The organism is Dulcicalothrix desertica PCC 7102 (genome assembly GCF_003991905.1).
Taxonomy (GTDB): domain Bacteria; phylum Cyanobacteriota; class Cyanobacteriia; order Cyanobacteriales; family Nostocaceae; genus Dulcicalothrix; species Dulcicalothrix desertica.
Genome location: NZ_RSCL01000010.1, coordinates 188,973 through 201,532, shown reverse-complemented (window position 1 = coordinate 201,532; position 12,560 = coordinate 188,973). Strand labels below are relative to the sequence as shown.

Annotated in this window: 9 protein-coding genes; 4 read left to right on the top strand and 5 right to left on the bottom strand. The window is 37.8% G+C overall.

What is annotated here, in order from left to right; all coding sequences use genetic code 11:
• Window positions 1-53 precede the first annotated feature (53 nt).
• Window positions 54-2,138 carry an AAA-like domain-containing protein gene (locus DSM106972_RS21945; protein ID WP_127082713.1) on the bottom strand — a complete coding sequence of 695 codons (2,085 nt, stop codon included), beginning with the start codon at window positions 2,136-2,138 and terminating at the stop codon, window positions 54-56.
• A 411-nt stretch (window positions 2,139-2,549) separates the two neighbouring features.
• On the bottom strand, window positions 2,550-4,895 hold the full coding sequence (locus DSM106972_RS21940; RefSeq protein WP_127082712.1) for a tetratricopeptide repeat protein: 2,346 nt from the start codon (window positions 4,893-4,895) through the stop codon (window positions 2,550-2,552).
• A 366-nt stretch (window positions 4,896-5,261) separates the two neighbouring features.
• Here DSM106972_RS21940 and DSM106972_RS21935 point away from each other — a divergent pair, with 366 nt between their 5' ends.
• On the top strand, window positions 5,262-6,779 hold the full coding sequence (locus DSM106972_RS21935; RefSeq protein ID WP_127082711.1) for an NACHT domain-containing protein: 1,518 nt from the start codon (window positions 5,262-5,264) through the stop codon (window positions 6,777-6,779).
• 127 nt (window positions 6,780-6,906) lie between these two features.
• On the opposite strand, the gene DSM106972_RS21930 is transcribed toward DSM106972_RS21935, so the two are convergent.
• Entirely contained in the window at window positions 6,907-7,584 is a 678-nt protein-coding gene (locus DSM106972_RS21930) for an S-layer homology domain-containing protein (RefSeq protein WP_127082710.1), read from the bottom strand.
• 167 nt (window positions 7,585-7,751) lie between these two features.
• Between DSM106972_RS21930 and rpiA the strand changes: the two genes are divergently transcribed.
• A complete protein-coding gene (gene rpiA / locus DSM106972_RS21925) occupies window positions 7,752-8,462 on the top strand; it encodes a ribose-5-phosphate isomerase RpiA (protein ID WP_127082709.1) in 711 nt (236 codons plus the stop codon).
• A 78-nt stretch (window positions 8,463-8,540) separates the two neighbouring features.
• Here the strand turns inward: rpiA and DSM106972_RS21920 are convergent, their stop codons facing one another.
• Window positions 8,541-8,768: a hypothetical protein gene (locus tag DSM106972_RS21920; RefSeq protein WP_127082708.1), complete on the bottom strand. Its 228-nt coding sequence runs from the start codon at window positions 8,766-8,768 to the stop codon at window positions 8,541-8,543.
• 361 nt (window positions 8,769-9,129) lie between these two features.
• On the opposite strand from DSM106972_RS21920, the gene DSM106972_RS21915 reads away from it, so the two are divergent.
• Entirely contained in the window at window positions 9,130-10,311 is a 1,182-nt protein-coding gene (locus DSM106972_RS21915; RefSeq protein WP_127082707.1) for an aldo/keto reductase, read from the top strand.
• Window positions 10,312-10,345: 34 nt separating this feature from the next.
• On the opposite strand, the gene DSM106972_RS21910 is transcribed toward DSM106972_RS21915, so the two are convergent.
• Entirely contained in the window at window positions 10,346-11,563 is a 1,218-nt protein-coding gene (locus DSM106972_RS21910) for a serine hydrolase (protein ID WP_127082706.1), read from the bottom strand.
• Between the two features lie 150 nt (window positions 11,564-11,713).
• Between DSM106972_RS21910 and DSM106972_RS21905 the strand changes: the two genes are divergently transcribed.
• Window positions 11,714-12,487, top strand: coding sequence for a superoxide dismutase (locus tag DSM106972_RS21905; RefSeq protein WP_127082705.1), 774 nt, complete (start codon window positions 11,714-11,716; stop codon window positions 12,485-12,487).
• Window positions 12,488-12,560 lie beyond the last annotated feature (73 nt).

Below are 12,560 nucleotides of genomic sequence, written 5' to 3'. Positions count from 1 at the left end.
TGGAATCGCGCGTTGTGGAGACGCGATGTATCGCGTCTCTACATATATGGGTTCTAATTCATTCGTAAACTTTCTTGAAAATACAGGCGATATAAATCACATAATGGCATTACATCATTTCCTTGAAATTTTACTAATCCCATGCTGCGTAATTTAAATGCTGAACTTGATTCTATGCGTATAGGTTGTGTTGCTGCTACTACTTGTTTGATTGCTGCAAGTAATTTGGCATCTTCTTGTAAATTATACAAGTGCCTGCGTAGATGGTCGCTGTACATTCCTTGTTCGGTTGGTGCTATTTGCAATAGTTGCGATAAGGTTATTTTACCGCGCGCGATTTCATAAAGTGCTTTTCTGACTAAATAAGGATGTCCTCCTACCATTGCTATAAGTTGTTTTATTTCTGTGTCGCTCCATGTTAATTTATGTCGTTGTACTAAATCTTTGATTTGTGACTCGCTGAATTCTGGTAAATCGATAGGTAATCCAACATTGAATGGTGATTGGTTGATGTTCAATGGTATGTAAACTTCTTTTGAATGCACAATTACTAATCGCAGTTTTTTCCAAATTTCTTTGTTCTTAGACGTTTCATGCCACGCGCGTAATAAGGCAAAAAATTCTGAGGCAACTTGCGGATATTGAAATATTTGGTCTACTTCGTCTAAGCCCAAAACTATTGGAGTATTTATTTCAGATAACAAGTATCTTTGAAAGTAGTTTGTACATTTGTCTTTACTACCCAAAATACCTTGCCAGTATTGACTTAGCTTATCTTTAAGGTTTAATTCTTGAGCAATGCTGCCGCAAAACCACTGCAAGAATTTATCTAAACTGGTGAGAAACTCTGCATCTGCTGACTGAAAATTTAAGTACGCTGTCGAAAACCCTTGTTGCTTACCATGATGGAGAACGCGCGTTAGAAGTGAAGTTTTACCCATTTGTCGCGGTGCTTTTATCCGAATCAGCGCTCCTGGTTGTAAAATTTCTTCATAACAATCATTTTCTATTGGCGCCCGCTCAATATAAAGAGGAGATTTTAAGCTAACTTGCCCTTCTGGTTGCTCTAAATTTGTTGGATGTGTGGGGGTAGTAGAGACATACTGGTTAGTCGTAGTCGATGAAGTGTTAGGTGTATCACTAAATAACTGCTGGAAGAATTGCAAAATCTTTTGAAAAATCGAGGTTTCGCTAACGCTAACTGACTGCTCAGACTTTTGCTGGGTGTTTGGTATAACTGTTGGTGGTGTTTGAGCCGATATTGGCGATACATTAACAGTACGTGCTTGAGAAATACTTAGATATTGCTGCACAACGTTTAAAGCTTCACCTGCATTTTGGTATCTCTGACGGTAGTCGTAACGTACCATCGTATCCAAAATTTGAGCAAAACTTGGACTAATATTAATGTCGCGAAACAAAGCGCAGTGCAATTCTCCATTATTTTTATCTCGTGGCAACTTAAATACGTCCAACCCTGTTAATGCCTGAAATGCGATAATTCCTACAGCATAAACATCACTACTAAACTGAGGATGAGAATTCTGTTGTTCGGCTGGCATGTATCCAAGAGTACCAATTACAACAGTGCTACTTGATTGCCCTTGAGCATTTGCTCCCAGCGTGCCAATTTCTTTAACTGCTCCAAAATCAATTAATACAATCTTGCCATCGCGGCGCCGCATCAAATTTTGTGGCTTTATATCTCGATGTATAATACCTTTGTCATGAACAAATGCTAAAACCTCTAGAATATCGATAAGAAGACTTGATACTTCAGCCTCACTTCGAGTTACACCTGGGATAATTTCTTTTGTTAAATCATATCCGTCAATAAATTCTTGGACTAAGTAAAATTCTTCGTCTTCTGGAAAATGTGCGAGCAGTTGGGGTATTTGAGGATGTGAGTTACCTAGTTGGTATAGAAACTTTGCTTCTTTGTCAAAGAATTTACTAACTAAAGCTGCTCGCGCGTGGTTTAGGTTGCGTATTTTGAGATGTTTAACAACACAAACAGGTTTTTCTGGTAAGAATAAGTCGTTAGCTAGGTAAGTATCACCAAAACCTCCCCCTCCTAAATAAGCTGAGATTTTGTAGCGATTATTAAGTGTTCTACTAATCAAAGTATTTGTACTCATTCACTTTTTATCCTAGAGACTAGCAGTTGGTCAAAGCATAGAAAGCGATACAAAAATAAAATAAATAAATATAATTTTTTATCTATTTTTTCGCTCTCTTTCGTTTTTTGTCTATAAGTTTTATTAGCGCTAAATATTTACTTCAAAGTGTATGTTTTGGAGTTTAAGAAAATATTTATTTTATTGCTAAGTGTATGTAATTATAATAAGTTTACCGCGAAAGCTGATGCTAGGGTAATTTATTTTGTTTTTTGTAACAATTGATTGATCCCCCCAACCCCCCTTAATAAGGGGGGCTAAGAATTTACTTTTTACCTCCTTTTTTAATAGAAGTTAAAAAACTGCTTATTGTCCCCCCTTTTTTCAATAACAGCTAAAAAACTACTTCTTCTCCCCCCTTATTAAGGGGAGTTAGGGGGGATCAGAATCTAATTCTTGAAGTAGAGTTTGTGTTTCTTCTGCTTCTGGTAGCATTCCTAATGTTTCAAAATTTTCTAATGCTTTAATTGCCCAATCGCTAGCTTGTGGTAAATTATTTTGTGCTTTTGCTAAATTAGATAATGAGCGTTGACAAAATGCAGTGCGACTTTTATCTTGATTTGCTTCTGCTACCCGCAGTCCTTCTGTTAATAATATTTCTGCTTCGTTATGGCGCCCTTGTTTAATGGCGATTTCGGCTAACCAATTTTGTATACAATATATAGCGCGGCGCCAGTCTAATAATTGTGCGTGTTCTAAAGCTTGTTGAAAGATAGTCAATGCTTGGTCGTAATTTTGATTTTTGAAGATAATTTCACCTTGATAATAGCGAATTTCTGTCAATTGCCGTAGTCGTTGATTTTCATCTAATTGTATATGCTCAAATAGTTCGATTGCTTGAGAAAGCCAAGTTTCTGCCTCTTCGTATCTTTGCTGTTGAATGTATAAAACTCCTATATCTTTAGCTAAACTCAATACAAATAATGGTTCTTGATGATGACGAAGTTCCCAAGCTTTTGTAAATAGTTCCCAAGCTTCTTCTAGCTGTTTTTGCTTACCCATCGAGGTGAGAGTCCAAGCACGGTCTACCATTACTTTTGCTGCTACTGCCCAATCTCCACGTTGTTCTGCTGCTTTAATTAACCACGCTGTCCAAGTTATGCGGTCGTCCCAATACTGTAAACGGCTTTCACGTCTGCCCATAATATGGGTATATGCTTCAATATTTTGCCAAAACTGCAACATCTCGGTGTATCGACCCTTAACCATACACCACTCAATCACGGCTTGCAAATTTTGCCATTCTTCTAAACCGTCAAATTCCCCTTGCCATTCTTTTGCATCTTGTTGAGCAAACCTTTGAGAAAAGCTTAAGTACCAACCAATCCACCTTTCTCTCGCTTCTGCTTCAAAATCTGGACGTGCGTTAAGTTCGCACATCGCATATTCACGAGTTAATGGCAAGATACTGTAGCGGTTATTTTCTTGTCTAACTAAAGACAATCCTCGTAACCGAGCTAAGTCACTATTTATTGTATTATTTTCAGTGTCAGGCGCCGCTACTTGGACAAGGGCATCTTGCAAAGCAGGTATAGGAAATAATGCAAGTGCCATTAATAACTTGTGTGCCGTTTGTCCTTCGAGTGGTTTCACTGAAGTTTCAAAGCAAAAACGGGCAACATCTCCTGTAGACTTAGACACTCCTCCCAATACTTCTTGAATAGGATAGCCGTTTGCTAACTGTCCAATTGCGTAGCTGATGGCAACTGGAATACCACCCGTCATTTTATATAATGCTTGAGAATCTTGGGTGTTAAGTGATACTCCTTTTTCCTTAGCTTCGTGTCGAATTAAACAAAGACCATCCTCTTCTGGCATCGATGTTAACCGCACGGGAACAAAAACTATTTGCTCGCGCGTTGTAATTACAGCTTTAACGGTTGGTGGTAACTCATACAAAAACGCTAGAACATCTTGCTGGTTTTCAACCGTTTCCAAATTATCTACAATAAGTAACGTGCGTTGGCAAGAAAGAGCATCTTTAATTAAATCTAATTGCTCCTCAAAACTTACCCCTGTAATTTCTAAACCCAACACGCGCGCTATTTGTTGGAAAATATCTAGCAGAGTTTTGCGCGGCGCCAGACTAGGCAAAAAACCAAACGGTGTAAGATAATATCGTTTGGCTGAAGTAAAGATAATAACATCAAAGGTAGGAACACCCAAAAAAGCTTCATTATTGTAACTAGCGTGCAAACAGCGATAAGCAGCTTCTACCACAAGCGTAGTTTTGCCCACACCTCCAGTACCATCGACGCTAACCAAATGTGCAGCATGTCGGGTTGATAACAACTCTAAAAGTCTAGCTATTTCCTCTTCTCGACCAATAAAATTAGTGCAACTTGCAGCAGGTAAATTATGACGTAACTGTTTGATAGGGATAGGGAAAGGTACTGGAGGTTGTTCCGTTGAAGTCATTTCAACTTGATTACTTGTACTACAACTAGATTGCGTCTGTATTTTTTCTAATATTAGATTAACAGTATTAATACGTACTTTATGTCCTGTTGCGTCTGACAATAGCTCCCAAAGCTTTGGGCAAAAGACTCGTTGTACTGTGCTGTCAGAATACCCAGTCACCTGAATATCTTTAAGCTTTTTTCCTTGTAAAACTTGCTCAAGGATACACTTTTGTACATCATTCAAAGGTCTTTCAGTTTTAAAAAGAACTAATGTATTAGCTGCCCTCACAAGCTCCGATATTGTTTCAGTACCCATCGGTTAGCACCGTTATAACTCCTTGTAGTGAGCTTAACCTAAATTTGTAATAATTTTATACCTTGAGTATATTGAGCGAACAAACTGAAAATGTTGAATATATTGAACTGGACAGTTGAATATAAAAATGAAGTTTATGATACAAAATGAATGATGCTTTCGATACTTTATGAACAAAGCTTCTGAGCAAAATTCATAGAGCATCATCTATGTATCATAGATTTTTTAGCTATATAATGTAATCATAAGTTTCATCCTATTGCAAAAATAATTACTTTAACTGAAAATGATTACTTAAGTAATAATTCTGAGAAAGTCAAGTTTTCATGTACAGTTAACACTTTATTATTATTTGATTTTAATTATATGAGTCAGCGCACTTTAAAAGCTTCCGAATCAGGAAAAAGTAAAATTAAACAGGCTAGAATGAACAGGGGTTGGATTAGAGATGACGTTAGATGGATTAATGAAGCTACAGAAATTCTAAAGCTTAGTGGTGTTAAGGGTGCAGGTGTTTCGCCAGCTACATGGAGACGCTTTTTGGAAGCTAAACATCGTATTGAACCTGATAATTTTAAGGCTTTCTGTCAAGTGTTAGGTTTAGATTGGGAAGATGTGGTAGAAGATACAGTCGATAGTAATATAGATTTAAGTGAGGCGCCTCCTCTTTCAAATTTTTGTGGTCGGACAAAAGAATTAGCAGAACTTGAGCAATGGGTTATTCAAGAGCGTTGTCGCTTAGTAGTTATTCATGGAATGGGGGGAATTGGCAAAAGAGCTTTAGCTCGACAGTTGATAGAGCAAATTGGTGATAAATATAGTTACTTAATTTGGCGTTCGTTAGAATCAGTACCACCATTTCAACAACTATTGACGGAATTAATGGAATTTTTATCCAAAGGGCAAAACACTGAAGTTAAAGTATCACAATTAATTCAGTACTTGCGTCAACAAAAGTGTATACTTGTATTAGATGCGTGGGAAGAAATATCAAGTAATAATAGCCCAGATTATAACGATTACTGCGATTTGTTAAAACGAGTTGCAAGGGAGTCTCATCAAAGCTGTATTTTATTACTCAGTCGAGAAAGACCTCGGAATATTGAAGCGTTAGAGGGAGGATTTGTTCGCTTACAAAGGTTAGGGTCTTTAACGTATGAAGAAGCGAAGGAAATTTTAATAGCTGAGGGTCTTTCTGGTACACCGGAAAAATTAGAAGAATTTAGTAGACGCTATAGTAACCCGTGGATACTTAAGAAAGTCGTAAAGATGGTTCATACAGTCTTTGCAGGTGAAGTATCAGATTTTATGGAAAATCCATCCATTTTTGTTGATAATGTAATTACTGATTTTTTAGATAATCAATTTCAACAGTTATCAGCATTGGAAAAAAATGTTATCTATTGGATTGCAATTAGACGTAATACCGCTTCATGGCATCAACTTTTAAAAGATACAGATGGTTTTTTAACCTCTAGTCAACTTTTATCAACTTTAAATTATTTAATTCAATGTCGTTCTTTAGTTGATAAAAATGTGGAAGATAAACCAACTCTTTACACTTTAGAATTAGTAATTTTAAAATACATAACTAACCGTTTTGTCGAAGAGGTATTTAATCAAATAATTCAAACTATAAAAATTAAAATTATTCAAGGCTCAGAACTTTTTATTACCCATAGCTTTTTGACAGAGAATACTGATGAAGAACTTACTCAACAACAGACTAGGCGGATTGTTAAAATAATTCAAGAAAAGTTATTATTTAAGCTAGGGAGTCAGCAAAGCGTTCAAAACGAATTAAATACAATTTTATCTTTACTTGAAGAGAATAGATTTCAAGGGTATGGGCGCCAAAATATTTTGAGTTTACTTTCATCATGATTATAAGTTGTCATTCTGAGCGTAGCGTAAACGGAGTTTTCCCGCAGGGAAGAATCTGTAATCTCGCTGTAGATTGAGATGCTTCACTTCGGGACTCATCACATTCAAGGTATCCCACGGTTAATAATTAACGTGTGGGTGGCGCCTCTGGTGCAATGGGTGTGTCGGGTAGTTTTTGTTGACGCTGTAGATATTGACTGAGTAAATATGCCATTTCACCGCGTGTCATGGGTTTTAAGGGTAGAAGATTACCTTGTGCGTCGGTGCTGGCAAATCCTTCGGAGATAACTGTGGCAATTGCTCTTTTTGCCCATTCTGGAATTGAGGCTTTGTCTGGATATGCTGCTAAAATTTCGTTTACTGTTTCGTCAGGAAATTGGAATACTCCATATGCTTGGGCAAATATTGCCATTGCTTCGGCGCGTGTTACCCTTTGGTTGGGAAAAAATAAGTTGTTTCGATATCCACGCATGATGTCGGTTTTTAAAACCGTTTGAATATCATTGTAAGCCCAGTGCGAAGGAGGTACGTCGGCGACTGTTATACTCTCTTTTGGTAAATTTATACGCTTGTTAAGTCTAAATGCTTTCACCATTATCGATGCTAACTCAGCCCGACTAATCAATCGTTCGGGATAAAATTTACCATCAGAAAAGTTAGTCATTAAATTAGACGCAATTACTTGTCCAATTGGGTCTGTAGGCTGTGTTGCTGCCGTTTGAATCTCTTTTACTTCCGCATTAACACTGATAGGCAGTGATAATAGTAATGCAACAAACGAAAGTGTACTAATAAGCTTACGCATGGTTATTTTACTTTCTACTGCTATTTAAAATACGAAAAAATAAAAACATCCTACCTAAATAGTAAGACCAACTCAAACCGATTTCGTTCCAAAAAAGTAGAAAGTGCTGGGTGCTGAGTGCTGAGTGGTAGGATGGTGGATTATGTAGATTATTAGGAGTTTTGGGAATGACGGCAGCAGCAGACCCCGTGAAGTTGATGAAGCAAGAGGTTGGTAAAGCCGCCGCAGCTTTGGTTAAGTCTGGTACCATAGTTGGGTTGGGTACGGGTTCAACTACGGCGTTTGCAATTCAGTATATCGGCGAACGTCTTAAGTCGGGCGAGTTGAAGGATATTGTTGGAGTCCCCACTTCGTTTCAAGCTGAAGTTTTGGCAAAAGAATATGGCATTCCTTTGACTACCCTTGATGCTATTGACCATATTGATATTGCCATTGACGGCGCCGACGAAGTTGACCCACAGAAAAATTTAATCAAAGGTGGTGGCGCCGCTCATACACGCGAGAAAGTTGTAGACTATTTAGCAAACCAGTTTATAGTCGTAGTTGATGGCGGTAAAGTCGTTGATAAGCTTGGTTCTATATTCGCTGTTCCTGTAGAAGTCATACCAATGGCAATGACTCCTGTAATGAATGCACTCAAAAAGCTTGGTGGCAAACCTGAACTTCGTATGGGTGTGAAAAAAGCGGGACCTGTTATTACTGACCAAGGCAATATGGTTATTGATGTTAGATTTGACGACATCCCCGACCCAGTTAACTTAGAGACAACACTCAATAATATTCCTGGTGTTCTAGAAAATGGAATATTTGTTAACTGTGCGGATATCGTCTTAGTTGGCGAAGTTGTCGATAACCAACCTGTCGTCAGACAATTATAAATTGTAGAGACGCGATACATCGCGTCTCTCATATCGCGCGCATTAAGACGCGATATATCGCGTCTCTACATTGATTATTTAATGTGTTTTCTCGTCAATATTTATATGCCACAACCTTTCTAACTTAGCGATGCGATTACGGTGTGTGGTGATTTTATATTTTTTGAAACCAATAATACTTAATAATACTACTACAGGAATTGCGATGACAAAATATCCTGCGTAATTACATATCGACTCAGAATGACTTTTAGCTGGAACTGGCGCCGATGGACTTACAGACTGTGAAATTTGCTGGGAGCGCATTTTAACCTCTAACTATCTATCTACTAGCAACGTGTACAGACAACTACTTCAGGGGTTATTCCCTAATTTCCTGATAGATAACTGTAAATTTTTTATGTCAGGCTACAATTTTATTCCGCAACAATCAGTAATTAATTACGCGACTTTACGTAACATTTCTGTACGCACGAAACTAAATATGTGATATGCAGCTATTCGCACAAGGCAATACCTGACAAGACAATCTACCTAAAAGGGGATTACATCTGGATGTAGAAACACCTATAAATTCTAACCGAAACATGAATCATTTGGCATCATTAAATTACAATGATATCAATAGATTCACTTACAACCCCAGTTTTTCAACCCTAGTGATATAATGCTGTACCGAAGATTTGGAAGAACTGAGTTACAAATGCCCGTTTTCTCCTGTGGTGGAATGCGATACCAGTTCAAATGGCAAGATGTTTCACAGTCACAGGTTCCTGTTGATAATCAAGCGAATCTCGAAGCGACGATTAAACGCTCGTTCGAGCTTGGAATTAATCATATCGAAACTGCACGCGGTTACGGTAGTTCTGAAATGCAGTTAGGTCAAATATTACCGATGCTACCGCGCGCTGAGTTAATTGTTCAAACCAAAATAGGACCTACCGCAAACCCGAAAGATTTTGCGCGCGACTTCGACAAGTCTCTTAAATATTTAAATTTGAATTACGTAGATTTACTGAGTATTCACGGTATTAATAATTCTGAAACCTTCAATCAAAGTGTTCGTTCAGGTGGCTGTTTGGATGTTGCTCGCAAACTCCAAGCACAAGGCAAAGTTAAATTTATTGGTTTTTCAACTCACGGCGCCTGTGACACTATTATTCAAGCTATAGAAACTAATTACTTCGATTACGTAAATTTACATTGGTACTACATAAATCAAAACAACTGGCGTGCAATAGAAGCTGCCACACGTCATGATATGGGAGTATTTATTATCAGCCCATCAGACAAAGGTGGTAAGTTATATAGTCCCCCACCTAAATTAGAACAACTTTGTGCCCCCTTAAGTCCGATGGTATTTAATGACTTATTTTGTTTGAGCCATCCGCAATTACATACTCTCAGTTTAGGCGCCGCAAGACCAAGTGATTTTGACGAACACCTCAAAGTATTAGATTTACTTGATTTTTCAGACGAAATTTTACCACCTATATTGGAAAGATTCGAGCAAGAAGCTATCAAAGCTTTGGGTGAAGAATGGGCGAAAACTTGGCATCTGAATTTACCAACTTATGAGCAAACACCCGGTAATATAAATATACCAACAATTTTATGGCTACGAAATTTAGCTGTGGCTTACGACATGGTAGATTATGCCAAAATGCGCTATAACTTGCTTGGTAACGGTGGTCATTGGTTTCCTGGCGCCAAAGCTGATAAGTTAGAGAATCTTGACTTGCGCTCCTGTTTGGTCAAAAGTCCTCACGCGGAGAAAATTCCCAATGTTTTAGCTGAAGCACATAATATGTTGAGTGGAGAATCGGTGCAAAGGTTATCGCGTAAATAAAATTTTTAGGTTGGGTGGAGGAGCGGAACTCAACCTACAGTTCTAATAATTTTTCTCTGACGATATTAAAAAAGTTTTCGTCTGTTAAGAGTCGGTATAAAAAGGCTTGATGTGTGTAAGTTTGTACTAAGCTAAACCAGGCGCCTGCTGGAATGTTTTCAAAAAATAGTGCTGCGACGCGCGCGTTTGTTGTTCTGGCTGGTTTTAAATACCATGCTTCTGTGAGAATACTTGCTAAACTACCGTTTTTGGCACCGAATGTGTCTAATTCCTGTTGGTTAGAGGGTAATTCCATTGCCCATTCCAAGTATTGACGCATAATTTTGTCGGCGCCTGGAGAAATTAGTAAACCACGATATACTCTTTCCATGATTTGAGCATAAGCGCTAGCTGTGCCTTTACCATTCAAAGCTTGTGCCATTGCTTGCTGTTCTTTAAGCTTTAGCCATTGCTGCGATGTAATGTGCTTAATTTGTTTATCGCGAAATTCTTCTGAATGGTGCCATACTTCTGTCCAGCGATAAACTTCTTCTATGTAAGTGCTTTGTGATGCTAGGTATTTATTTAATCTTTCGGTTGGAGTGTCAGTGAATGTATGATTACTCCAGGTTAATATTTGACCAATAATTGGTGCCGGGACATCTTGATTTTTGAGACTTAAACCAGAAACTAAATTTTCTAAATTTTTACGCCCTAACCGTAAGATTAAATAATCGGTCGCAGCATTATCACTATGTTTAATCATTGCCCTAGGAATATGACGCAGTTCAACTTGATTGTGTGAATTTATATATTGTTTTTGCCTAAATTCAGTAATTGCACTTGGATGAGCATCTCCATCAGTACGAGGCAAATAATATAAATCAATATCATCAAGATTTATTAATTCTTCAGGTAATATTATCCCGTTTTCTACCTGACGCGCATATTCAGCCAGCACTAAAATTTTTATTGTCGAAGCTAAAGGTCTTGGAGTATCAGCATTGTAAAAAATTTCCTGTTCAGAATTACCAGTATCGCGCGCGACAAGAGATACATCATTGGGATGCATAATTATGTATTCAAGTACGTCTTCTGGTGTTTTAAGTTGTGATGCCCATTCTTTACCTTCAGATAAGACGTTAAAAATATCAAAGATACTAAGTATCGCTTGTTTTTGCCAAAATATTACACCAATTAAACCAATTATTAAAACGGTACTAATTAACCAGTTTAGATTTTGAATAAAGTTTATATTTATCAAATAAGTCATAATACTCTTCAAACGTATGTAATTTATAATACTTCATCACTACAGTGTAAATTATCAAGTCATCTTTTTTACTAAAACTGATGATTTATTGCTCAAATCCCAGAAAATAAGGTAGAGACCATATCTCATTATTAATTGTCTTATCATTTTATGATTCTAAACCGTCGTCATTTCTTACTTTTACTCGGCGCCAGTGTTGGCTCGTTAACTTTAGAGGGGTGTGCTTTAGCCCAAAATAATCCGTCACCTCAGAATACCTCAACTGCGGCGCCTTCCCCAACAGAGAAAAGTCAGGCGCCGTCATATGCTATTGCACTTCCACCATTACCATATGGGTATGATGCTTTAGAACCGCACATCGATGCAGAGACAATGCGCTTCCACCACGATAAACATCATGCTACTTATGTAAATAACTTAAATGCAGCTTTAGACAAACATCCACAGCTAAAAGGCAAAACAGTAGAGCAAATGCTACAAAATCTTGACGGCATACCAGCAGATATTCGTAATATCGTGCGTAATAACGGTGGTGGTCATGTCAACCACAAAATGTTTTGGGAAATTATGAAACCCAAAGGTGGTAGTGAACCTACTGGCGCCTTAGCAGCAGCTATTGCTGAAAATTTCGGTAGCTTTGCTGATTTCAAAAATAAATTTAACACTGAAGGTGGTAAGCGGTTTGGTAGCGGTTGGGTATGGCTAGTTCGTGATAAAGACGGCAAGTTGGAAGTTGTCAGCACGGCAAATCAAGATAGTCCCATTAGCGCAGGTAAGTATCCCATTATGGGAAATGATGTATGGGAACATGCTTACTATTTAAAATACCAAAATAAGCGTGCCGACTATTTAGAAGCTTGGTGGAACGTTCTTAACTGGAATGAAATAAATAAACGCTTTGAACAAGCAAGTAAGATTGCTTAATAAGCAGGGTACAAGGTATGGTGGGCAGTGCCCACCTGACTTTATTGGTAAGGCATTTGTCGTGGTGCATTAT

What these genes read in the sequence shown, in the direction of transcription:
- DSM106972_RS21905 (WP_127082705.1), top strand. Translation starts at nt 11,714, where the DNA reads ATGATTCTAAACCGTCGTCATTTCTTACTTTTACTCGGCGCCAGTGTT.
- DSM106972_RS21930 (WP_127082710.1), bottom strand. Translation starts at nt 7,584, where the DNA reads ATGCGTAAGCTTATTAGTACACTTTCGTTTGTTGCATTACTATTATCA.
- DSM106972_RS21920 (WP_127082708.1), bottom strand. Translation starts at nt 8,768, where the DNA reads ATGCGCTCCCAGCAAATTTCACAGTCTGTAAGTCCATCGGCGCCAGTT.
- rpiA (WP_127082709.1), top strand. Translation starts at nt 7,752, where the DNA reads ATGACGGCAGCAGCAGACCCCGTGAAGTTGATGAAGCAAGAGGTTGGT.
- DSM106972_RS21935 (WP_127082711.1), top strand. Translation starts at nt 5,262, where the DNA reads ATGAGTCAGCGCACTTTAAAAGCTTCCGAATCAGGAAAAAGTAAAATT.
- DSM106972_RS21910 (WP_127082706.1), bottom strand. Translation starts at nt 11,563, where the DNA reads ATGACTTATTTGATAAATATAAACTTTATTCAAAATCTAAACTGGTTA.
- DSM106972_RS21940 (WP_127082712.1), bottom strand. Translation starts at nt 4,895, where the DNA reads ATGGGTACTGAAACAATATCGGAGCTTGTGAGGGCAGCTAATACATTA.
- DSM106972_RS21945 (WP_127082713.1), bottom strand. Translation starts at nt 2,138, where the DNA reads ATGAGTACAAATACTTTGATTAGTAGAACACTTAATAATCGCTACAAA.
- DSM106972_RS21915 (WP_127082707.1), top strand. Translation starts at nt 9,130, where the DNA reads ATGCTGTACCGAAGATTTGGAAGAACTGAGTTACAAATGCCCGTTTTC.